This is a genomic window from Streptomyces sp. V1I1 (assembly GCF_030817355.1).
Taxonomy (GTDB): Bacteria; Actinomycetota; Actinomycetes; order Streptomycetales; family Streptomycetaceae; genus Streptomyces.
In genome coordinates this window covers 637,672-659,692 of record NZ_JAUSZH010000001.1, presented here as the reverse complement: position 1 = coordinate 659,692, position 22,021 = coordinate 637,672, and the positions used below count along the sequence as shown (strand labels likewise).

At 70.9% G+C, this 22,021-nt stretch carries 21 protein-coding genes and 2 pseudogenes; 14 read left to right on the top strand and 9 right to left on the bottom strand.

What is annotated here, in order from left to right; all coding sequences use genetic code 11:
• Nucleotides 1-35: 35 nt before the first annotated feature.
• From QFZ67_RS03395 to QFZ67_RS03385, 3 genes are all read right to left on the bottom strand, one after another.
• Nucleotides 36-617: an N-acetylmuramoyl-L-alanine amidase gene (locus QFZ67_RS03395; protein ID WP_307659582.1), complete on the bottom strand. Its 582-nt coding sequence runs from the start codon at nucleotides 615-617 to the stop codon at nucleotides 36-38.
• A gap of 176 nt (nucleotides 618-793) precedes the next feature.
• Entirely contained in the window at nucleotides 794-2,152 is a 1,359-nt protein-coding gene (locus QFZ67_RS03390; protein ID WP_307659581.1) for an SWF or SNF family helicase, read from the bottom strand.
• Complete coding sequence (locus tag QFZ67_RS03385; protein WP_307659580.1) at nucleotides 2,149-5,073, bottom strand: DEAD/DEAH box helicase; 2,925 nt, start codon at nucleotides 5,071-5,073, stop codon at nucleotides 2,149-2,151. Before QFZ67_RS03385 ends, QFZ67_RS03390 begins: the two co-directional genes overlap by 4 nt.
• Nucleotides 5,074-5,343: 270 nt before the next feature.
• On the opposite strand from QFZ67_RS03385, the gene QFZ67_RS03380 reads away from it, so the two are divergent.
• Together QFZ67_RS03380 and QFZ67_RS03375 are read left to right on the top strand one after the other, a co-directional pair.
• Complete coding sequence (locus QFZ67_RS03380) at nucleotides 5,344-6,423, top strand: acyl-CoA desaturase (RefSeq protein WP_307659579.1); 1,080 nt, start codon at nucleotides 5,344-5,346, stop codon at nucleotides 6,421-6,423.
• A gap of 69 nt (nucleotides 6,424-6,492) precedes the next feature.
• A complete protein-coding gene (locus tag QFZ67_RS03375; protein WP_215094399.1) occupies nucleotides 6,493-6,675 on the top strand; it encodes a hypothetical protein in 183 nt (60 codons plus the stop codon).
• A 191-nt stretch (nucleotides 6,676-6,866) separates the two neighbouring features.
• Here QFZ67_RS03375 and QFZ67_RS03370 read toward each other — a convergent pair whose 3' ends face one another.
• From QFZ67_RS03370 to QFZ67_RS03355, 4 genes and pseudogenes are all read right to left on the bottom strand, one after another.
• Nucleotides 6,867-7,667 (bottom strand): hypothetical protein, encoded by an 801-nt coding sequence (locus QFZ67_RS03370; protein ID WP_307659578.1) that lies wholly within the window; start codon nucleotides 7,665-7,667, stop codon nucleotides 6,867-6,869.
• Nucleotides 7,668-8,198: 531 nt separating this feature from the next.
• Nucleotides 8,199-8,504, bottom strand: a complete 306-nt coding sequence (locus tag QFZ67_RS03365; protein WP_307659577.1) for a hypothetical protein — start codon at nucleotides 8,502-8,504, stop codon at nucleotides 8,199-8,201.
• Between the two features lie 83 nt (nucleotides 8,505-8,587).
• Nucleotides 8,588-8,725, bottom strand: a pseudogene (locus tag QFZ67_RS03360) (PadR family transcriptional regulator); the annotation flags it as partial.
• A gap of 5 nt (nucleotides 8,726-8,730) precedes the next feature.
• On the bottom strand, nucleotides 8,731-9,330 hold the full coding sequence (locus QFZ67_RS03355; RefSeq protein WP_307659576.1) for a class I SAM-dependent methyltransferase: 600 nt from the start codon (nucleotides 9,328-9,330) through the stop codon (nucleotides 8,731-8,733).
• Nucleotides 9,331-9,481: 151 nt separating this feature from the next.
• Between QFZ67_RS03355 and QFZ67_RS03350 the strand changes: the two genes are divergently transcribed.
• From QFZ67_RS03350 to QFZ67_RS03335, 4 genes are read left to right on the top strand one after another with little or no spacing between them, the layout of a single operon-like run.
• The gene (locus QFZ67_RS03350; RefSeq protein ID WP_307659575.1) at nucleotides 9,482-10,318 is read left to right on the top strand and encodes an MHYT domain-containing protein; all 837 of its coding nucleotides are present in this window, start codon (nucleotides 9,482-9,484) and stop codon (nucleotides 10,316-10,318) included.
• Between the two features lie 48 nt (nucleotides 10,319-10,366).
• Nucleotides 10,367-12,958, top strand: coding sequence for an ATP-binding protein (locus QFZ67_RS03345; protein ID WP_307659574.1), 2,592 nt, complete (start codon nucleotides 10,367-10,369; stop codon nucleotides 12,956-12,958).
• Nucleotides 12,955-13,377, top strand: coding sequence for a roadblock/LC7 domain-containing protein (locus QFZ67_RS03340; protein ID WP_307659573.1), 423 nt, complete (start codon nucleotides 12,955-12,957; stop codon nucleotides 13,375-13,377). The genes QFZ67_RS03345 and QFZ67_RS03340 overlap by 4 nt, the downstream gene beginning before the upstream one ends.
• 5 nt (nucleotides 13,378-13,382) lie before the next feature.
• Nucleotides 13,383-13,793, top strand: a complete 411-nt coding sequence (locus QFZ67_RS03335; protein WP_307665716.1) for a DUF742 domain-containing protein — start codon at nucleotides 13,383-13,385, stop codon at nucleotides 13,791-13,793.
• Here QFZ67_RS03335 and QFZ67_RS03330 read toward each other — a convergent pair.
• Nucleotides 13,790-14,350 (bottom strand): GNAT family N-acetyltransferase, encoded by a 561-nt coding sequence (locus tag QFZ67_RS03330; protein ID WP_307659572.1) that lies wholly within the window; start codon nucleotides 14,348-14,350, stop codon nucleotides 13,790-13,792. The two genes, QFZ67_RS03335 and QFZ67_RS03330, sit on opposite strands and share 4 nt — an antisense overlap.
• 305 nt (nucleotides 14,351-14,655) lie before the next feature.
• Between QFZ67_RS03330 and QFZ67_RS03325 the strand changes: the two genes are divergently transcribed.
• From QFZ67_RS03325 to QFZ67_RS03290, 8 genes and pseudogenes are all read left to right on the top strand, one after another.
• Nucleotides 14,656-15,261 carry an ATP/GTP-binding protein gene (locus tag QFZ67_RS03325; RefSeq protein WP_307659571.1) on the top strand — a complete coding sequence of 202 codons (606 nt, stop codon included), beginning with the start codon at nucleotides 14,656-14,658 and terminating at the stop codon, nucleotides 15,259-15,261.
• Between the two features lie 85 nt (nucleotides 15,262-15,346).
• A complete protein-coding gene (locus QFZ67_RS03320; protein ID WP_215096117.1) occupies nucleotides 15,347-15,751 on the top strand; it encodes a roadblock/LC7 domain-containing protein in 405 nt (134 codons plus the stop codon).
• 121 nt (nucleotides 15,752-15,872) lie between these two features.
• Nucleotides 15,873-16,871, top strand: coding sequence for a DUF6397 family protein (locus QFZ67_RS03315; protein ID WP_307659570.1), 999 nt, complete (start codon nucleotides 15,873-15,875; stop codon nucleotides 16,869-16,871).
• Nucleotides 16,872-17,142: 271 nt separating this feature from the next.
• A complete protein-coding gene (locus QFZ67_RS03310; RefSeq protein WP_307659569.1) occupies nucleotides 17,143-17,649 on the top strand; it encodes a two-component system response regulator in 507 nt (168 codons plus the stop codon).
• 200 nt (nucleotides 17,650-17,849) lie between these two features.
• Nucleotides 17,850-18,014 (top strand): annotated as a pseudogene (locus QFZ67_RS03305) (helix-turn-helix domain-containing protein); the annotation flags it as partial.
• 322 nt (nucleotides 18,015-18,336) lie between these two features.
• Nucleotides 18,337-19,365 carry an L-threonine 3-dehydrogenase gene (gene tdh / locus QFZ67_RS03300; RefSeq protein ID WP_307659568.1) on the top strand — a complete coding sequence of 343 codons (1,029 nt, stop codon included), beginning with the start codon at nucleotides 18,337-18,339 and terminating at the stop codon, nucleotides 19,363-19,365.
• Nucleotides 19,366-19,389: 24 nt separating this feature from the next.
• Nucleotides 19,390-20,571 carry a glycine C-acetyltransferase gene (locus QFZ67_RS03295; RefSeq protein WP_307659567.1) on the top strand — a complete coding sequence of 394 codons (1,182 nt, stop codon included), beginning with the start codon at nucleotides 19,390-19,392 and terminating at the stop codon, nucleotides 20,569-20,571.
• Complete coding sequence (locus tag QFZ67_RS03290; protein ID WP_307659566.1) at nucleotides 20,568-21,482, top strand: LysR family transcriptional regulator; 915 nt, start codon at nucleotides 20,568-20,570, stop codon at nucleotides 21,480-21,482. Before QFZ67_RS03295 ends, QFZ67_RS03290 begins: the two co-directional genes overlap by 4 nt.
• A 14-nt stretch (nucleotides 21,483-21,496) precedes the next feature.
• Here QFZ67_RS03290 and QFZ67_RS03285 read toward each other — a convergent pair whose 3' ends face one another.
• Nucleotides 21,497-22,009 (bottom strand): SRPBCC family protein, encoded by a 513-nt coding sequence (locus tag QFZ67_RS03285; RefSeq protein WP_307659565.1) that lies wholly within the window; start codon nucleotides 22,007-22,009, stop codon nucleotides 21,497-21,499.
• Between the last annotated feature and the right edge of the window lie 12 nt (nucleotides 22,010-22,021).

Sequence of the window (22,021 nt, the reverse complement as noted above, 5' to 3'; positions counted from 1 at the left end):
GACCCCATCGGCGAATGGCGACAAGCGCCCCCGCGTCAGGCGAAGTTGACCAGGCGGATATAGCGCGTCCAGTCCCACAGCGGTCCCGGGTCGGTGTGGGTGGCGCCGGGCACCTCGTTGTGGCCGATGATGTGCGCCCGGTCCTTGGGGATGCCGTACCGGTCGCAGACCGAGGCGGTGAGCGCCGCGGACTGCTCGTACAGTGCGTGCGTGAAGTACTTCGGCTGATCCACCCAGCCCTCGTGCTCGATGCCGATGCTGCGCGTGTTGTAGTCCCAATTGCCGGCGTGCCAGGCGACGTTGCGCTCCTGTACGCACTGTGCGACAACGCCGTCCGACGAGCGCACCACATAGTGCGCGGAGACCTTCTTGGCCGGGTTCTGGAAGATCCCCAGCGTGACGGCGAAGGTCACCTGCGTCACATGGATGACCACATACTGCACCGGATACTCCGAAGGACGGCTGGAGACCGTGTAGTTGGAGACCGAGGCCGGCGCCCAGTGCGCTGACGGATAGTCGGTGTTCGCCCGGGTGGACGCATACGCACGGGCGGCAGGCAGCAGCACGCCGGCGGTGGCCGCGGCGGCGGCACCCTGAATCAGTCGTCTACGGTCCATGGGGGCCTCTCCTGGTGGGGGGCGGGGGCATGTGGATCTCCCGCCGCACCAGCTCCAACTGCCGTGGCCGGGACGGGGTTACGTGACCAGGAGGGTGCTGTCCCCGAACCGCCGTACCGGGACGAACGTGGACGTCATCCGGGCATTCCACCGCGCAGCGGCCGCGGCACGGCTGTTCAGCCGGCTTCGCCGAGTGCGCCGGTACCCCCCAGCGCGCCGGTACCGCCGAGCGCGCCGGTCCGGGGCGGCGCGCCGGTCTCGCCCGTTTCGCCCAGGACGCCCGCCAGCGCCGCCGCCGGATCGTGGTCCGCGGGCCCGGCCGGCGCCCAGCGGCCCCGCACCTTGCGGTACGGCCACCAGCGGCCGTCCCGCCCCAGGCGCAGCTGCGCCTCCGCGCCCACCACCGTCCAGCGGGCGGGGCCCGCCGCCCGCAACTGAGGCCGGTCCGCCTCCTCCCATGCCTCCGCGAGCGCTGTCGTCGTCCGGGCGAGGACCTCGGGCTCCGGAGTCCACTCCTCCTCGAGCGCCGAGAGCGCGGCCACACCACCGAACTGCCAGGCGCTTACGGCAAGTTCCAGCTCGGCGCGCTGCCGGGCCGTGCCCGCGGCCAGACGACCAGCGATCGCCGGTGAGGGCGCCGCGGACGCGAGCCGCACCGCATCCTGGTCCCGGTTCAACTCCGGCTCAGGCGGCTGAAGCCCGTGCCCGGGCGAGAGCGCCTCCGTGAGCATCCGGTGCGCCCGCGCCGCCGCGTCCGCGGCCAGGAACTCCAGTGCCGAGGGGTCGACACCTGCCGCCGGAGCGGTCTCGGTGTCCAGGGCGGGCGGCAGGCCGGGCTCGTCGGGCACCGGTGGGGGAGCGGGCAGCGGCGGCAGGATGTCCCCCGCCGCGAACGCCTCGTCGGCCCGCACGCCCACAGGCCGCTCACTCTTGTGCTCCGGCGCCGCCGAGGCAGTCGCCCGAGCCACGCTCCGTATCTGCAACTCGTCCAGCAGCCTGCGCTCCCCGCGCCCGCGCATCAGCAGCAGCACGAACGGATCCTGGTCCAGGAGCCGCGCCACCTGGTAGCACAGGGCCGCCGTGTGCGGGCAGTGGTCCCACGCCTCGCACGCGCACTCGGGCTCCAAGTCGCCGATCCCCGGAAGGAGTTCGACCCCGGCAGCCGCCGCGTCCTCCACCAGGTGCGGCGGCATTTCCCGGTCAAGCAGCGCCGCGATGTGTCCCGCACGGTCGACCGCCATGTCCAGGAACCGGTCCCACTCGGCCTCGGTCAGCTCCTGCAGCAGCACATCGCTGCGCTGCGCGGTGCCGTCCCGGTCCCGTACGACGGCGGTGATCCGCCCGGGACGCACCGACACCGCACCGACCGCGCCCTCGCGCGCATGCCTGCGGCCCCGCTTCAGCTGTTCGCCGTCGAGCGCCGTGTCCTCCAGCGCCTTGAGCCACGCCTGGCCCCACCAGGTCTGCGCGAAGCCACGTCCGCGCGCCGGCGGCAGCGCGGCGAACGTCCGCTCCATCTCGTCCCCGCCGCTCATCGCCCGCTCCCTCGCAGCTCCACCAGATCCGCCAGCTCGGCGTCGGTCAGTTCCGTCAGCGCGGCCTCGCCGGAGCCGAGTACCGCGTCCGCCAGCTCCCGTTTGCGCGCCAGCATGTCCGCGATCCGGTCCTCGATGGTCCCCTCGGCGATCAGCCGGTGGACCTGCACGGGGCGGTGCTGGCCGATGCGGTACGCGCGGTCGGTGGCCTGCGCCTCGACCGCCGGGTTCCACCAGCGGTCGTAGTGCACGACATGCTCGGCGCGGGTGAGGTTGAGCCCGGTGCCCGCCGCCTTCAACGACAGCAGGAAGACGGGCACTTCACCGTCCTGGAAGCGGTTCACCATCGCCTCGCGCTCGGCGATCGGCGTGCCGCCGTGCAGGAACTGGGTACGCACCCCGCGCGCCGCCAGATGCTGTTCCAGCAGCCGCGCCATCTGCACGTACTGGGTGAAGACCAGCACGCTCGCGTCCTCGGCCAGGATCGTGTCGAGCAGCTCGTCCAGCAACTCCAGCTTCCCGGAGCGGCCCGCGATCCGGGGCCGCACCTCCTTCAGGCTGTGCTCCTTCAGGCTGTGCTCCTTCAAATACTGCGCCGGGTGGTTGCAGATCTGCTTGAGCGCGGTGAGCAGCTTCACCACCAGGCCGCGCCGCTCCATGCCGCCGGCCTCCGAGATCGCGGCGAGGGTCTCCCGTACCACCGCTTCGTACAGTCCTGTCTGCTCCTTGGTCAGTGACACGGCTCGGTCGGTCTCGGTCTTGGGCGGCAGCTCGGGGGCGATGCCCGGGTCGGACTTGCGCCGACGGAGCAGGAACGGCCGTACCAGCGCGGCCAGTCGCTGGGCGGCGGCGGGATCGTTGCCGCCCTCCACCGGCTGCGCGTAGCGCGTACGGAAGGTGCCGAGCCGGCCGAGCAGCCCGGGCGTGGTCCAGTCGAGGATCGCCCACAGCTCGGACAGGTTGTTCTCCACGGGCGTGCCGCTGAGTGCGACGCGCGCCTTCGCGCCGATGGTGCGCAGCTGCTTGGCGGTGGCGGAGTACGGGTTCTTGACGTGCTGCGCCTCGTCGGCGACGACCATGCCCCAGGGCACTTTGGCGAGGACCGCGGCGTCCAGGCGCATCGTGCCGTACGTCGTGAGTACGAACTCGCCGTCCGCGAGCGAGTCGAGACCGCGCGAGGTGCTGTGGAAGCGCCGTACCGGTGTGCCCGGCGCGAACCTCTCGATCTCCCGCTGCCAGTTGCCCATCAGAGACGTCGGGCAGACGACGAGCGTGGGGCCCGCTGCCGACGCGTCGGTCTGCCGGTGGAGATGGAGCGCGATGAGCGTGATGGTCTTGCCCAGGCCCATGTCGTCGGCGAGACAGCCGCCGAGGCCGAGCGAGGTCATCCGGTTCAGCCAGTTGAGGCCCCGCAGCTGGTAGTCGCGCAGCGTCGCGGCGAGCGCGGCCGGCTGGCCGATTTCCTGCTGTCCGCCCTCGGGGTCGGCGAGCCGGTCGCGCAGTCGCGCCAGCCACCCGGATGCCTGTACGTCGACGCTGCGGCCGTCGACCTCGGTCGAGCCGGTCAACGCGGCGCCGAGCGCGTCGACCGGAGTCAGCTTGCGGTCCTGGCTCTCGCGGGCGCGCCTGGCCTCTTCGGGGTCGACGAGCACCCACTGGTCGCGCAGGCGCACGACGGGCCTGCCGGCTTCGGCGAGGCGGTCCAGCTCGGCGCGGGTGAGCTGCTGATCGCCCAGCGCGAACCACCAGTTGAAGGCCAGCAGGGCGTCGGCGGAGAGGAAGGAGGGCAGCCCGGAATCGTCCTTCCGCGGGCCCTTGGTCTCCGCGTCGGTCTCGGCTTCGGTCTCCATTTCCTCGGGTGGGCCGATCACGGCACGCGCGGTGAGTTTGCGCGCCATCTCCTTGGGCCAGTGCACCTGCACTCCGGTCGTCGCCAGTGCCCTGGCCGCCTCGCCGAGGAGCTCGGTGACCTCCTCGTCGGCGAGCTCGATGGCGTCCGGCACGGCGGCGTGGAGCAGCGGGGTGAGCGGCGTCCATGCGCGGGCGGCGCGGCGCAGCGCCAGCAGGGCGTCCATCCGGGCGCGCGGCCCGAAGGCCGTCCCCGATCGTCCTGCCCAGACGTCGGCGGCGTCCATGACGACGGTCGGATCGCTGACACTGTGCATCTGCAGGACGGCACGGAAGACCGGACCTTCGCCGTCCGCCTCGGCCTCTGCCAGCCCCGGCAGTTCGACGCGCAGGGAGAGCCGTACTCCCGCGTCGTGACCCGCGGCGACGACCGCAGCCCAGGCGCGCTGGTCGGGGAGGTGCTGCGGCTCGGGCGCGGCGAAGGCGGGGCTTCCGGCGGCGATCGGCGCGGCGGGGGTGCGCGGCAGACCGTCCGCGACCGCGTCCAGGAACGCCCGCAGCAGCCGCTCCGGTTCGGGCAGCAGTACGGGATCGGCCGCCTCGTCCAACGGCACGGCGTGCGCGGCCGGCGGCATCGATGCCGCGAGCGTACGCACCCGCTCCAGATCCTGTGGGGTGAGCGGCCCGACCCGCCAGGCGTCGTGATCGGCAGCGGTCAGGCCCGGCAACAGCAGCCCGCGTGCGGCGAGTTGAAGGGCGAGGACGGCCGCCGCGCCCCAGAAGGCGGCCGCGGGGGAGGCGTCCGCGCCGACCCGTGCCCTGGTGAGGACCGGCAGCGCGTCCCGTACCGGCAGCAGCAGCGCGCGTACGGCCCGAGGGCGGGCGTCGTCGCCGACCACGGTGAGTCGCTCGACGGAGTGCGAGCGTGGTCCGGGCGCGGTCGGGGGCTCGTCGCCAGCGGGACGCCAGAAGGCGACGCGTCCGGTGCGGGACGGGTCGGCGGGCACGAAAACCGCGGAGCAGCGGGTCAGTTCGGCGACCGGGGAGGGCGTTGCCGCGGGGGGCGTGTGCACAGCTATGACGCATTCCTCAAATTTGACTACTGCGGACCGAGCCGCCGAGAGTACTCCACACCGGACGCCGGACGGATGCGGCAGGGCGGTGACGTATCTCACTACGAGACGAGCCGGCGGGGTGCAGTCAGCACCACCCTTGGCCCATGGGCCTTCCTCCGCCGAAGTCCGGGTGCTGGCATCATGGCCGCGAAGGGGCACGGGAACGTACGTTTGCTGAGGTCAACGCAGAAGCAAATCTTTGCACGGCCTACAGACCGGAGTCCCCGCATGCCCCAGGCCACCGCCACCCTCGCACCCCCTGCCCCTGTCGAGGGAGCGCGGCGGAGCACCGGGAGCGACTTCGCGCCTCTCCTGCGGCAGGTCAAGGAGCAGGGCCTCCTGGAGCGCCGCACCGGCTGGTACACACGCGGCATCACCGTCAACCTGCTCGGCCTCGCCGCTGTGATCACGGGCATGACGCTGATCGGCGGCTCCTGGTGGGTGCTCCTGCTCGCGCCGCTGCTCGCAGTGGTGTCCGCCCGTACCGCCTTCTTCGGCCACGACGCCGGACACTCCCAGATCACCGGCGCCCGCCGGGGAAGCCGGGTCATCCAGCTCATCCACGCCAATGTGCTCCTCGGCATGAGCCAGGAATGGTGGAACGACAAGCACAACCGGCACCACGCCAATCCCAACCACACGGACAAGGACCCGGACGTCGCCGCCGAGGTCCTGGTCTTCACGCAGAAGCAGGCCAAGGGCCGCGACGGGATCCGCGGCTGGCTCACCCGTCACCAGGCCTGGCTGTTCTTCCCGCTGACCACCCTCGAAGGCATCGCGCTCAAGGTCTACGGATTCCAGGCCGTCTTCTCCAAGGAGGCGGGCGCACGCCAGCCCAGGCGCGAGCGCGCCCTCGAGGGCCTGCTGCTGCTCGCCCATGTCGGCGCCTACGTCACCCTGCTGCTGACCACCATGCCGCTCGGCCACGCCGTCGTCTTCGCGCTCGTTCACCAGATGCTGCTCGGCCTCCACCTGGGCATGGCCTTCGCGCCGAACCACAAGGGCATGGAGGTGCCCGACGAGCAGAGCGGCGAGCGCTGGGGCCATCTGCGCCGGCAGGTGCTCACCTCCCGCAATATCCGCGGCGGCCTGGTCACGGACTGGTTCCTGGGCGGCCTCAACTATCAGATCGAGCACCACCTCTTCCCGAGCATGCCTCGTCCCCACCTGAGGCTCGCCCAGCCGCTGGTACGCGCCCACTGCCGCTCGCTCGCCGTCTCGTACACCGAGACGGGGCTGGTCGACTCCTACCGGCAGGCGCTGACCCACCTGCACAAGGTCGGCGAACCGCTGCGCGCGGACGCATAGTGGAACCGTGAGACGTGCGTGCACGTTCTCATGCCAGGAGCGGCCAAGGCCGCGAAGGAGGCGTCGAAGATGTCGACACGAACAAAGCTCGTCATAGGGGGAGTGGCCGTCGGCCTGCTCCTGATGCCGCTGATCGGATTCTGGTGGGCGCTGCTGGTAGTGCTCGGAGTGCCCGCCGCGGCGTATCTGATGCTGGACCCCAGCCAGCGCCGCAGGCTGCGCCGTGTCTCCCGCAAGGAGATCGGCCGCTGATCCGGAGCCCTCGGTCCACGCCTGTGCCAGGGCGGTAGCCGGGGGACCCGACATGCGCGCGCCTGACCCCGCCGCTGGAAGCGGTGGGGTCACCCGCGTTTCTCGCTTCGCAGCTTCCCGGCACCGCCTGCCAAGGCAGCCCCGGCGATCAGCACCGGATCGCAATCGCCAAGCTACAGCCGGCCGGGGGCTCAGGCCGGGCGCACGGCCATCTTGTCCAGCGCCTCCAGCAGCGCCGGCAGTTCCGGTCCGCGGCCCACCGGCAGTACCTCGCACGGCTCCTCGTCCAGCAGCACGAAAGCGATGTCGTCGGTCCTGGCGACCAGGGACCAGCCAGGACCGTCGGCGCGCAGCGTCCGCGCCCCGCCGGGTGCGAAGGTGGAGCGGACCCGCCCGGTCGGCGGGGGCGACGCCACATAGCCGTGGGCCTCCTTCAGCACCCGCCGTACACCCTCGTGCGACTGCTCCCGTTCGTCGTCGGGCGTGTCCGACGACGCCGGCACCTCGTCGTCGAGCTGCTGCCGCCACTCCGCCCACTGGAGCGCGATCTCGTCGGCCCCCAGCCGACGCTGCGCGGGCCCCCACACATCAGTGTCGGGCGGCGCCAATGGTGGCCGGTCGCCCTCTTCGGGCGCCGGATCGTGGGGCGCGGGCACGCCGGGCGCCGCGACCGCGACGGCCAGCGGCCAGCCCGGGAGCGCGGCGACCACCGTGCGCTCGCTGGGGGACAGGTCGTACTCCATCCCGCAGTCCCAGGACGCGATCGCGACGGCGACGAGCGACACATCGTCGACCACGACCGTCCACCGCGCGCCCTCGGCGTCCTGGCCGAGCACGAGTCCGTACCCCTCGGCGTACGGCTCGAGGCCCAGCGCCGCGCACGCGGCCGGGAAGTCGTCGCCGAGCACGCTCGGGAACTGCGCCGGCGTCAGCAGGACCGCGGTCAGCACATACAGCGCGTCGTCGTCGACGGCGTCGTCCGTCCCGGCCACGTCACCCTCCCCCCATCCGAACGTTCGTCGGCGCACCTTAACCAGTGGGTAACCCGGTAGTCGAGGGCCTGCGTGGCGAAAATGATTCGGCCTGTTCCGCGCCGGGGTCCTGGGGCGTGCTTTAGAAGTCCCTCCCCCAGAGCTTCGCCTGGGAGGTGCCCCCAGCCCCGCGACGCCTGGCACGCATCATGCCCGCAGCCCGTCACCACTTCGTCTGCCTGCCCTGCCGGGCCTCCTTCAAGAAGGCGCCGGACTACGCGAGGGTCCGTACGGAGCTTTGCCCGCGATGCGGCGGCGTGTTGCTGAACGCGGGCTCGGCCCTCGCGGTGCCGCGTCGCCGTGACACTGCAGGCTGGCGCGCACTCTCCGCCGTGCTGAGCGCGGGCCTCCGCTTCCGGCAGGGCTGCTGCGGCGGCCCCGGCTATCGGCCGCGTACCGTCCGCGAGGTCAAGGAACGCCTCGCCTACGCCCAGCGCGCCGGACTGCTCCCGGCCCAGGCGCTCGCCCGGTACGACCTGTCCCTGACCGACGTCACGCGGCGGGCAGGCCGAGGAGACTACGCGCCACCGTCTGCGGGGACTCGTCCCGCTCGCGGGCGAGGGCGATGACCGCGCGGCAGGCCAGCTCGTTGATCCCGAAGGAGAGCGCCTCGGGGGACACCCAGGTCACCGCCTCGTCTATCTGCTCCTGATCGTCCTCCGCGCACCCCGACACATAGACGGCCGCGGCCTCGAAGATGTTGTGCTGACGCGGCCGGACGCGGCCAGCCGCCGTCTGCTCGCGGTACTCGGGGCGGTACGCGAGGAACTTGCGGAGCCTGCGGAGTCTGTTGAACACCCGGACCACCTCTCCCCAGGGCGGCGCGTCCGCCGCCGATCTTCCAAGTCTGTCATTGCTGCGCGGACTTGGGCCTGACTACGTCAGTACCGGCGTCCCGGGGCGATGGAGTCGATCGTGGTACGCAGCCACTTCAGCTCCGCCTCCCTCGTGGCACGCCCGATGGTGAGGATGCCGCGGCGGAAGGGATCGTCCAACTCCTCGGCCCGCAGCGGCCGTTCGCGGCTCAGTCCTGACGAACGGCAAGTGCGAGGAAGCGGGCTTCCTCGTCGACGTACGAGATCATCCGCCAGCCCGAACCGGCCAGCAGCGGACGGAGGACGGGCTCGGCGCGCAGATCGTCGTCGGTGATCTGCCTGCCCTGACGGGCGGCGAGGGCCGCGCGGCCGATGGGGTGGAAGAGCGCCAGCCTTCCGCCCGGCCGCACCGCCCGGGCCAGCTCCCGCAGATTCACATCCGGTTGGGGCAGGTGAGCGATCAGGCCGGCGGCGAACACGGCGTCCAGTGACCCGGTGCGCATCGGCAGCCTGGCCACATCGGTGAGCAGCAGTTGCCCGCTGTCGCCTCGCCCGGCGCGCAGTGCCTCATCCAGCATCGCGGGTGTCAGATCCGCCCCGATGACCACGCCCTGCGGTCCCACGGCGGACCTCAGGGGCGGCAGCGCGCGGCCCGTGCCGCAGCCCGCGTCGAGCACCGCGTCTCCGGGGCGCAGCCCGAGCTCGGCGACGGCGGCGGCGTAGGCCGGGCCGTCGCCGGGGAAGCGCCTGTCCCAGTCCGCGGCGCGGGCGCCGAAGAACTCCTGCACATGTGTGTGGTCGTCGGCCATGAGGACATGATCCCCCAGCGGCTCACCCGACCGTACGGCGCACACGTTCGAGCGCGGCACGATCGTTCTGAAACATCTCTCTGTCATATTCCATCACCTTTCGAAATGCGCCCCTTGCGCGCGCCCCCTGCGGGTCTAGCGTCCTTGAGCCATGGGACACCTGGACCACGCCGCCTTCGGCTTGCTGACTCCCGTGCTGTCGTACGCGATGGCCGTCATCGGCGCCGCCCTCGGGCTGCGCTGCACCGTACGCGCGCTGGATGCGAGCGGCCCCTCCCGTCGCAACTGGCTGATCACCGCCGCATCGGCGATCGGGACCGGCATCTGGACGATGCACTTCGTCGCGATGCTCGGCTTCGCAGTGCGCGGCACCGACATCCGCTACAACGTGCCGCTGACCATCCTCAGCCTGCTCGTCGCCATGCTGGTCGTCGGCGCCGGAGTGTTCTGCGTCGGCTTCGGCCGCGACCGCGCGAGGTCGCTGCTGGTCGGCGGGCTCACCACCGGGGTCGGCGTGGCCAGCATGCACTACCTGGGTATGGCCGCCCTCCGGCTGCACGGCACGGTGCACTACGACCCGCTGCTCATCGTGCTCTCGGTCGTCATCGCCGTGGTCGCCGCGACCGCGGCCCTGTGGGCGGCGCTCAACATCAAGTCGCCGGTGGCGGTCGCGGTCGCCTCGCTCGTCATGGGCGCGGCGGTCAGCAGCATGCACTACACCGGAATGCTCGCGGTCAGCGTGCGGGTCGAGCCCTCCGGCACCCAACTGCCCGGGGCCACGGCGATGCAATTCATCTTCCCCCTCGCCGTCGGCCTCGGGTCGTACCTCTTCGTCACCTCCGCATTCGTCGCGCTCTCCCCGACGGCACGCGAACGCGCCGCGTACACCTCGGCCGAGCGGCCGACCGAAGCCCCCGCCGCCGAGTCTCTGGCGAGCACCGAACCCGCCGCGAGCACCACGGGCACCGCGACCTCTGCCACCGCCTAACCGACCCGGCTGCCGCACCCCCAGCCCCGTAACCGGAACGAGGAGGCCATGCGCACACCCCGCAGGACCCCGGGCGCCGACCCGACAGCGTCGCCGCCCCCACTGCCGCCCGCGCCCGCGTCGGCAGCCCGCGGACGACGGGCGCACGCAGGGCCGCCCGCAGTCGAACACGCCGGACAGGAGCCACCGGACATACCCCCGCCCCCCGCTGTCGTACGCGGACGATGGCTACCGCGCCCCAGAACCGTACGAGCGAAGATCATCTCCCTGCTGATGGTGCCGGTCGTCTCGCTGCTTGCCCTGTGGGGGTTCGCCACGGTCAGCACCGCCCAAGAGGTGTCGCGGCTGAGCCAGTTGCAGCGCGTCGACGCCCAGATCCGCGAACCCGTCGCCGTCGCCGTCGCCGCCCTGCAGGACGAACGGCGCGCGGCAGTACGTCAGGTGGCGGCTCCCTCGGACGAACGCGCCGCCGCAGTGCAGCAGGAGGCACGGCGCACCGACGACGCGGTGAGCAAACTGCGTCTCGACGACCGGACGACGGTCGCCGCGGGCGGCGGCATCCCGGCCGGCGTGGCGGGACGGCTCGACCAGTTCGTCGCCCGCGCGGAGAAACTGCGCACCCTCCGTACCGCCGTCGTCAGCGGCAAGGCCCCCTGGAACACCACGTACGAGCAGTACACCGCCACCGTCACCGCCGCCTTCGGCGTCTCCGGCGCACTCGCAGGCATCCAGGACGCCGGACCGGGCTCCGATGCCCGCGTGCTGCTGGAGTTCGCCCGGGCCGGCGAGATGCTCGCCCAGGAGGACGCGCTCCTCACCTCGGCGCAGCTCAGCAACTCCATGGCCACGGAACGCCTGCGGCGGTTCACCGGAGCCGTCTCGACCCGCAGAAGCCTCACCGAATCGACCGTCACCGACCTGCGCGGCCCCGAGCGCGCCGCCTGGCTTGAACTCGCCAGGCAGAGCGCCTACCGGCAGTTGCAGACGGCCGAGGACAAGGTGGTCACCGCCCCCGCGGGCCGCAAGGCGGCCCAGATCGTCCCGGCCACGGCGTGGGACAAGGCCCGTACCACCGTCGCGGACGGCATACGCGCCATCGAGACGGACGCCCGCGGCAGCGCCGCAGACAGGGCGGACCCCGTCACGGGCGGCATCCTCACCCCGGCAGGTGCGGCCGTGCTCCTCGGACTCGCCGCTGTCACCGCCTCGTTGATCATCTCCGTACGCATCGGCCGCGTCCTCGTCGTCGAACTGATCAGCCTGCGCAACGGCGCACTCAAGATCGCCCGGCAAAGGCTGCCGCACGCCATGCGCCGACTGCGTACCGGCCAAGAGATCGACATCCAGGCCGAAGCCCCGCCGGGTCCACCCGCCGAGGACGAGATCGGCCAGGTCGGCGAGGCGCTCGGCATCGTCCACCGGGCCGCGCTGAGCGCCGCGATCGAACGCGCCGAGCTCGCCGGCAGCATCTCCGGGGTCTTCGTCAACCTCGCCCGCCGCAGCCAGATCCTGGTCCACCGCCAGCTCACCCTGCTCGACACGATGGAGCGCCGCGCCGACGACCCGAACGAACTCGGCGACCTGTTCCGGCTCGACCACCTCACCACCCGTATGCGGCGGCACGCCGAGAGCCTGATCATCCTTTCCGGCGCCGCACCCGGTCGCGCCTGGCGCATGCCCGTCCCGCTGACCAGCGTCGTACGGGCCGCCGTCTCGGAAATCGAGGACTACGCGCGCGTGGAGGTACGGCAACTCCCCGAGACTGCCGTCGTCGGCGCCGCTGTCGCCGACGTCACCCACCTGCTGGCCGAACTGGTCGAGAATGCCGCCCAGTTCTCCCCGCCCCACACCAAGGTGCGGGTCAGCGGCGAACCCGTCGGCAACGGCTACGTCCTGGAGATCGAGGACCGCGGCCTCGGCATGGGCAAGGAAACTCTCGCCGAAGCCAACCGCCGCCTGGAGGAGTCCGAAGCCCTCGACCTGTTCGACAGCGACCGGCTCGGCCTGTTTGTCGTCAGCCGCCTCGCCCTCCGCCGCGACATCAAGGTCCATCTGCGCACCTCGCCCTACGGCGGCACGACCGCGGTCGTGCTGCTGCCGACGTCACTCCTGCAAAGCGCCCTGACCGCCCCGGCGGACTCCCGCGGCGCTCCGGACCCCGGCCACGAGGCACCGCTCGCGCCGCCGGAACCGGGGCCGCGCAGGACCGGCCCACCCGTCCCGGCCCCGGCCCACCGCCCGGCGCTCGTGGCGCAGGCCGAGATTCCCACACCGCCTGGAGTCACAGCCCTGCGCCTGCGCGGCGCCCCGCCGCAGACCGAGAACGGCGAACTCCCGCGCCGGGTCAGGCAGGCGCACCTCGTCCCGCAGCTGCGCGAACAGCCCCCGGCCCAGGAGCCGGAGGACCAGGCAACGGGCGCGGAGGAATCCCCGGAACGCACCCCAGAACAGGTACGCGACCGAATGACGGCGTACCGCAACGGCTGGACCAGGGGCGGCGGCGCGGCTCCAGGCACGGCTGCGCGTGGCATGGCAGCACCTCGCACGTCGGCGCCTCGTACGTCCCTGCCTCGCCCGTCCGCGCCTCGAACCGCCGCCCCCGGCACCGCCGCACCCGGCAGCGAAGGAGACAGACCATGACCGAGCACGAGACAGTCGAAGCCCGCCACACCTTGGGCGACCTCGACTGGCTGCTGAACGACCTCGTCCTGCGCGTCGGCGAAGTCCGCCACGCGGTCGTGCTGTCCAACGACGGCCTGCCGGTGGGCGCTTCGACCGCGCTGACCCGCGAGGACGCCGAGCATCTGGCAGCCGTCGCCTCCGGATTCCACAGCCTCGCAAAGGGAGCGGGACGCCACTTTCACGCCGGGGGCGTACGCCAGACGATGGTGGAGATGGATGACGGCTTCCTCTTCGTGGCGGCCGCGGGTGACGGGTCCTGCCTCGCCGTACTCACCTCCGTCGTCGCCGACGTCGGCCTGATCGCCTATGAAATGGCGCGACTTGTCAAACGTGTCGGCGAGCATTTGCGCACCCCGCCGCGCATCATCGCGACGTGACCAACATGACCGACACATCAGACATGGCCGGCATTGTCGGCAGCCAGTGGTACGACGCCGAAGCCGGCCCGCTGGTCCGTCCGTACGCGATGACCGGCGGGCGGACCAAGCCGGGCCCCAGCAACGTACGGTTCGACCTGATCGCACTCGTCGACATTGCGGCCGACGCGCCCGGCGCCGCCGAGGAGTGCCTCCTCGGCCCCGAACACCGCGCACTGCTCACGCTGTGCCGCCTCGAGACCCAGTCCGTCGCGGAACTCGCCGCCGACGCCGATCTGCCGGTCGGTGTCGTACGGGTGCTTCTCGGCGATCTCCTCGAAGCGGGCTATGTCCGGGTCAGCCGTCCCGTACCGCCCGCTCAGCTGCCCGACGAGAAGATCCTCAGGGAGGTGATCGAGGGCTTGAGGGCCCTCTAGCGTGTACGCGCCAAGTCGGCCCTGGTCAGGGCGTACTCGACATCACCCTCTTCGGAGCCTTCGATGGTCTCCGGCCACTCCTCGAAGAAGGTCCGGACATAGCTCAGGCCCGCTTTCTCCATCACACGCCGCGAACGGGCGTTGACCGTCATCGTGTTCGCGGTCACCCGCTCCACGCCGAGCTCTGTGAACCCCTTGCGGATCAAGGCGATTGAACCTTCGGTCGCATAGCCGCGTCCCCAGGCGCCCCTGCCCAGCCGGTAACCGAGTTCCACCACGGCGGCACTGTGGTCGTCCCGGGGCCGGAATTCGAACCAGCCCAGAAACTCGCCGGTGGTCCGCTCCTCGGCCGCCCAGTAGCCGCGGTTGTCGATGCACGGATAGTGACGGAGGAACCGCGGCAGGGACTCGGCCTCGACCGCCTCGCGGGTGGTCGGCCGGCCTCCGTTGATGAAACGCATGACCTCGGGATCGTTGTCGAGGTCGAACAGATGGTCCACGTCGGCCTCGCTGAAAGGGCGAAGCGTCAGACGGTCGGTCGAAAGGAAGAAGGGCATGACCCGATCCTCGGCACATCCGGCGGCAGCCGCCAGCGAATATCCATCCGGCCTTGCCGGTCGAGGCCCTCCGGAGCATGGACTGGCAGCAGGAATGTCTGTGGAAGGACTGCAGAAGGACTGCAGAAGGACTGCGGAAATGGGCATCGAATGGGCCCGGAACAGTCACAACGCTCTAAAAGCGATCCCTTCCCTCCGGGGAGGGCCGCTCTTGCCATGCTGTCTGCGTACTCGAAGTACTGGCACTAATGGCAGTACTGGCATGCGCCAACCCTGAGAAATTGCTGATCCGAGAGAAGTGACCGATGGCCTCCGAGAGCTCTCACGGCACCGGTGGGGAGTCCACCGCCCTCGCGCTGAAAATACTGGTCGCCGGCGGCTTCGGCGTCGGCAAGACCACCCTGGTCGGCGCGGTAAGTGAAATACGGCCCTTGCGCACCGAGGAACACCTCAGCCAGGTGGGCCGTACCGTCGACGACACCGGGGGAGTCGACCAGAAGACCACTACGACTGTCGCCATGGACTTCGGACGCATCACCATCCGCTCCGGCCTGTCCCTCTATCTCTTCGGCACCCCGGGGCAGGACCGCTTCTGGTTCCTGTGGGACGAACTGTCGCAGGGCGCCCTGGGAGCCGTCGTCCTCGCCGACACACGGCGCCTCGTGGACTGCTTTCCCGCTGTCGACTACTTCGAGCACCGCCGCATCCCGTTCGTCGTCGCGGTCAACTGCTTTGCCGGAGCCCGCACTTACGGCGCGCACGAAGTCTCACGCGCCCTCGATCTCGATCGCGGGACACCTGTGGTGCTGTGCGACGCGCGTGATCGCGATTCCGGGAAAGAAGTGCTCGTACGACTGGTCGAATATGCCAGCCGGATGCACACGGCCCGGCTGCTCGATTCGGTCGGCTAGCTGCACCTTGCCGTGTCGTCCCCCGTACGAAAGGCTTACGGACGACGCGCGGCCACGGGGAACGTATGAGCGGGGAGGACCAACCATGGCGTTGGACAAGGGCCTTGACTGGCTTCTGGACGACCTGACGAAGAGGATCGAGCACATACGTCACGCATTGGTGCTGTCGAACGACGGTCTGGTGACCGGAGCGAGCACGGGACTGGCGCGGGAGGACGCGGAACATCTCGCCGCTGTCTCGTCCGGTCTGCACTCCCTGGCGCGCGGGTCCGGACGTCATTTCCGCGCGGGCAAGGCGCGGCAGACCATGGTCGAGTTCGACGAAGCACTGCTCTTCGTCACGGCGGCCGGCGAGGGAAGCTGCCTCTGTGTACTCAGCGCGGCAGAGGCGGACGTCGGTCAGGTGGCGTACGAGATGACGCTGATGGTGAACCGAGTCGGCGAGCACCTGGGTGTCGAGGCCAGGCAGCCGGGCGGAACTGCCCACTGAGCTGCGGGAATTCGGCTGGGCATGGCCCGGTCAGTGGAGTTGTCCACAGGCCGGGCGGGATGTGCCTCAGTCGGGCTACGGTCGTCACCGAGAGTATTGACACCTCACGGGTGAGACCGTCATGACGGTGAAGGAAGCATCGACGCGCAGTCTGGCACTGCACGCACTGCACGCACTGCACGCACTGCACGCACCGCACGCACCGCACGCACCGGGCAGTCCGGCGGCGGGCGGCCCGGCGGTGGGCAGTCTGGCACTGGGCCGGGCCGCTCATGAACTGAACCTGAAGCGGGGCGAGTTGGATCTCGCGGTCCAGCTGGGCCACATCCGCACCACTCCCGGTGCGAGCGGCGGCCCGCCACGGATCGACCGGCAGGAGGTCGACCGGCTGCGCAGGTCGGAAGGATTCCCGGACGCCTTGCGGGAACGGGTGAGGACCGTGGGCACGGTCGAGGGCGCGCGGCTCATCTCGATCAGCCCGGCGCGGTTCACCCGGCTCGCCCGCACGGGCCATCTCATCCCGATCCGGTTCTATCTCAACCGCTACCGCGCGGTCGTCTGGCTCTATCTGGCCGAAGAACTCAGCGAATTCGCCCTCGCCCATCCCACCCTGCTCAGCGGCAGGACCCCACCGGCGCTGCGGACGATGCTGGACATGGGCGAGGACCGGCGCGCACGGAACTGGCGGGGCCGACGGCTCGGACTGCTGCTGCGCAGGACCGAGGACTCCTGGGAGCGGGCCGCGGCGATCGCCTCGGTACTCGACCCCGTCGCCGTGGCGGAGGTGGTGCCCGATCCCTACGAACGCTCGCATCTGCGGGTGCTCCGGCCCGAACTCGTCCCGGCCCGCCCGGAATCGCAGGCCGGGAGGGAGATGGTGGAGCGGCTGCTCCTGGCGGACCACCCGGACGAGATCCTCTGGCACCGAGTGAGCCTGGCCCAGGCACTCCGGGAGGCGCGCGAGTGGCGCCCGGCGCCACGGCCCGCCGCGAAGAGCGACGCCGGGTTCAAGGGTGAGGCAGTGCCCAGGCGCCCCCGGCTGATGCCGGTGCGCCGAAGTCCGTACGGACGCGGCCTGCTCAGGCGACTGCGCATCAGAAAGGCGGGGCCTGTGGGCTGACGACCGCCGGACCACCGGAGCAGCCGGGTCCCGGTGGTCCGTACGGGACGCTGCTGAAACTTGCCGTTTCGGAAAACTGGACAAAGGGGCGCGTTCACGCCTGGTGCTTCACGCCGCCCGAAGCTTCATACTGCCCCTACGCCCGAAGCCCGCGCGGGAGGCGAAGGGCACGGACGTGGCCCCTCGCCTGAGCGCGCGGCGTACGCTGATGTGGCCGACTGTCGAGGGAGGCACAAATGGGGACGTGGGCTGTGCCTTGAAGATCCTTGTGGTGGACGATCGCGAGGACAACCTCTTCGCGATAGAGAGCTTGTTACGCCCCGTGGGGCGTCCGGTGGTACGGGCACACAGCGGGGACGAAGCGCTGAAGACCGTCCTGCGCGGCGGCATAGGAGTGGTCATCCTCGACGTCGTGATGCCGCAGATGGACGGCCTGGAAGTGCTCGCCTATCTCAAACGCCTCGACCACACCCGCAATTTGCCTGTCGTGCTGATGACCGGCCTCGGCAGGGACGACGAACTGGCCGCCCGAGCCTACGATCTCGGGGTTTCCGACTTCCTGGTCAAGCCCGTCGACCCCTGGGTGGTGCGTACGAAAGTCAGGGCGCTCGCCGATCTGTACACCGAGAACCAGAGCCTGCGCGCCCAGGTCAGCGCGCTGACCGACCGACGGGCTGACGCCTCGGCCGCCGACCTCCCCAACCTGATGGAGGCGCGGGTATCGCGCCAGAGCGGCGGAACCACGGGTCGCGCCCGCCGCATCCGCGGCGGCGACTGACCGGCGCTGCGACGGCCGCCGGAGCCGAGCAGGCCGTACACCCACGGCGGCGCCCACGCGTCACCTGAAACCGGTCGCCCGCCGCCCGTTGAACGACCTAGGTGTATTGATCACGAGCGTTGTTGAGTCGCAGTTCTTGATCATGGCGAAGGCCTCCGTGTGTGGTGGAGGTGTCGAATCTTCACCGCACGGAGGCCTTCGTGTCCCACCGTAATGCCCGGCTGACCGTCTTTGGGAGGCGGCTGCTGGTTGAACGTGTCTGTTCTGGACGGCCGGTCGCTCACGTGGCTGCTGAGATGGGGATCTCGCGGGCCACGGCTCACACGTGGGTCGGCCGGTGGCGGGCGGAGGGCGAGGCGGGCCTGCTCGGCAACGTCCTGGACCTCTTCCGCAAGGAACTGGGCCGCCCCGCCTGAGGACCCGAGTGGCTCCCGGATGCGGTGCGACCGAGACCCGCGGCTGATCGAGTGGTCCGCGCCGGAGTTCGGTGAAGCCTTGCCTTGTGCGGCCCCTGTTCCCGGGCAACGTGTTGCTCATGTCGTTCCCCCCGCCCCCACCGGAGCGGCATGAAGCTGCGCTGTTGGCCCGCTTAAGAAATCCTCGATGGACTCTGAAGTCACCGATGGGCAGATTGGTGCAGGTCCACCCGCCCTCGGTCACCCCCACCACGATGCTGGAGCCGCCCCGATGAAGGCACTTGTCAAGCAGCACGCCGAGCCAGGCCTCTGGCTCATGGACGTGCCGGAGCCGGAGACCGGCCCCGCTGACGTGCTGATCAAGGTGCTGCGCACCGGGATCTGCGGCACCGACCTGCACATCAGGTCGTGGGACGGCTGGGCCCAGCAGGCCGTCAGCACGCCCCGCGTCCTCGGCCACGAGTTCGTCGGCGAGGTCGCCGCGGTCGGCGCTGACGTCCAGGACATCGCGGTCGGCGACGTGGTGAGCGGTGAGGGCCATCTGGTCTGCGGCAAGTGCCGCAACTGTCTCGCCGGCCGCCGCCATCTGTGCCGCAGCACCATCGGCCTGGGCGTCGGCCGCGACGGCGCGTTCGCCGAGTACGTGGCGCTGCCCGCGTCCAATGTCTGGGTGCACCGAACCACGGTCGACCTGGACATCGCCGCGATCTTCGACCCGTTCGGGAACGCCGTGCACACCGCGCTCTCGTTCCCGCTGGTCGGCGAGGACGTACTGATCACCGGCGCGGGCCCGATCGGCATCATGGCCGCAGCCGTTGCCCGGCACGCCGGCGCGCGCAATGTCGTCATCACCGATGTCAGCGAGCCCCGCCTGGAACTGGCCCGCAAGGCCGGTGCCACCCTCGCGCTGAACGTCGCCCAGAGCGACATCGCCGAGGCGCAGCGGCAGCTCGGGCTCAAGGAGGGCTTCGACATCGGCCTTGAGATGTCCGGCCGCCCCGAGGCCATGCGCGACATGGTCGCCAATATGACGCATGGCGGCCGCATCGCCATGCTGGGCCTGCCCGCGGACGAGTTCGCCGTCGACTGGTCGAAGATCGTCACCTCGATGATCACCATCAAGGGCATCTACGGCCGCGAGATGTTCGAGACCTGGTACGCGATGACGGTCCTGCTCGAAGGCGGCCTCGACCTCACCCCGGTGATCACCGGCAGCTACGGCTACCAGGACTTCGACGCCGCTTTCGACGAGGCCGCCACCGCCCGCAGCGGCAAGATCATCCTCGACTGGACCGTCTGAAGCTTTTCGTTAAGGAGCCCCACCATGTACGCGTCCGTCCGCGACGACCTCCGTACCACCCTCGACGAGATCCGCGCCGCCGGTCTCTACAAGCCGGAGCGGGTCATCGGCACCCCGCAGAACGCCTCCGTCTCCGTCGCCTCGGGTGACGTGCTCAACTTCTGCGCCAACAACTACCTCGGTCTCGCCGACCACCCCGAGGTCGTCGCCGCCGCCAAGGAAGCGCTGGACCGCTGGGGCTACGGCATGGCCTCCGTCCGCTTCATCTGCGGCACCCAGGACGTGCACAAGGAGCTCGAGGCACGCCTGTCGGCGTTCCTCGGCCAGGAGGACACGATCCTCTACTCCTCCTGTTTCGACGCCAACGGCGGCGTCTTCGAGACCCTCCTCGGCCCCGAGGACGCGGTCATCTCCGACGCCCTGAACCACGCCAGCATCATCGACGGCATCCGCCTGTCCAAGGCCCGCCGCCACCGCTACGCCAACCGCGACCTCGCCGACCTCGAGCAGCAGCTCAAGGAGACCCAGGACGCCCGCCGCCGCCTCATCGTCACCGACGGCGTGTTCTCCATGGACGGCTATGTCGCCCCCCTCGCCGAGATCTGTGACCTCGCCGACCGCTACGACGCGATGGTCATGGTCGACGACTCGCACGCAGTCGGCTTCGTCGGCCCCGGCGGCCGGGGCACCCCCGAGCTGCACGGCGTGATGGACCGCGTCGACATCATCACCGGCACCCTCGGCAAGGCGCTCGGCGGCGCGTCCGGCGGCTATGTCGCGGCGCGCGCCGAGATCGTCGCCCTGCTGCGCCAGCGCTCCCGCCCGTACCTCTTCTCCAACTCCCTCGCCCCGGTGATCGCCGCCGCCTCCCTCAAGGTCCTCGACCTGCTGGAGTCGGCCGGTGACCTGCGCGAGCGGCTGAACGCGAACACCGCGCTCTTCCGTACGAAGATGACCGCGGCGGGCTTCAAGATCCTTCCCGGCGACCACGCCATCGCCCCCGTCATGATCGGCGACGCCGCCGAGGCCGGCCGGATGGCCGAACTCCTGCTGGAGCGCGGCGTGTACGTCATCGGCTTCTCGTACCCCGTCGTCCCGATGGGCCAGGCCCGGATCCGCGTCCAGCTCTCCGCGGCGCACTCCACCGAGGACGTCGAGCGGGCGGTGGCGGCCTTCGTCGACGCGCGGGCGACAATGGCTGGGTGATCGACCCCCGCCGGCTGCGTATCCTGCGTGCCGCGGCGGACCACCGAACGGTGACCGCCGCGGCCGCAGCGCTGTATCTGACCCCCTCTGCCGTCTCCCAGCAGCTCGCCGCGCTGGAACAGGAGACCGGCCACACCCTGCTGACCCGCAGCGGCAAAGGCGTACGGCTCACGGCGGCCGGAGAAATCCTGCTGGAGCACGCCAACGCGGTTCTGACCCAGCTGGAGCGGGCCGAGGCGGAGCTCGCGGCCTACGCGGGCGGCGCGGCCGGCGAGGTCACGGTCGCCGCGTTCGCCACCGGCATCGCCGAGGTCGTCGCCCCGGCCATAGGGCGTCTCGCCGTGGAGCACCCGGGCATCCGGGTACGCGTACGGGACGCCGAGGGTGACGAGAGCCTGCCGCTGGTGCTCGACGGCGAGGCGGATCTGGCCGTCGCGGTCGAGTACCGGGGAGCGCCCCGCGAGGACGACCGGCGCCTGGCGCGCGTGCCGCTGTACGCGGAGCCCTTCGACGCCGTGCTGCATGCCGGCCACCCCCTCGGCGCGGCCGATCGAGTCGCGCTTGCCGAGCTCGCGGACAGCGACTGGATCGGTCCGTATCCCGGCAACCCCTGCCACGACATGGTGCTGCTCGCCTGCGAACTCGCCGGTTTCCAGCCCCGCCTCATGCACTCCTCGGACGACTTCCGCGCCGTCGTCGCACTCGCCGGAGCGGGCGCCGGGGTGGCGCTGGTGCCCCGCTCGGCGCTGCGCGGGATGGAGTTGAAGGACACCGTCGTACGGCCGGTGGCGGGCCCGGCCGCGACCCGCCGGGTCTTCGCCGCCGTACGCCGAGGCGCGGAAGCGCACCCGCTGTTCCGGCCGGTCCTCGACGCACTCGCCGAGTCCGCGGCCGGACTCTCCACCGACTGAGCGCAGCCGACCGGTCAGTCCTTGGCCGGCGCCGCCTCCATCGCCTGCTTCAGGTTGTCCAGGGTGGTGCGGATATTGCGGCGCTGGAAGTCGGCGAACGTGTGCCCCCGGGTGGCCATCCTGTCGAAGGCATGGGCCAGTGCATCGGGCCAGGCACGCCGGTCGTCGGTCCAGGTCTCGGTCACCCTGGTGCCGCCGTCGACGGCCTCGAAGCGGTACTCCCAGGTGGCGATGCGACCGGGCAGCACAGGCCGGCGCCGCCCTATCGCACGCACCCGGAAGGCGAACCGCTCACCGGGATCCGCCGCAATCACCGTGCACCGCGTGGTCCAGCGCATCGGCCCGCGCTTGTTGTAGCCGTTGAAGACCATGCCCACGTACGCCCCCTCAGCGCCGTCGAGTACCGTCGCGCCCCGGTTCTCCGGGCTCCAGTGGCCCATCAGCGCGGGGTTGCTGACCTGTGCGTAGATCGTCGAGGGTGCGGCGTCGATGACGATGCTGTCCGAGACCGAGAAGGTACGTGCCATGGGTACGACTCC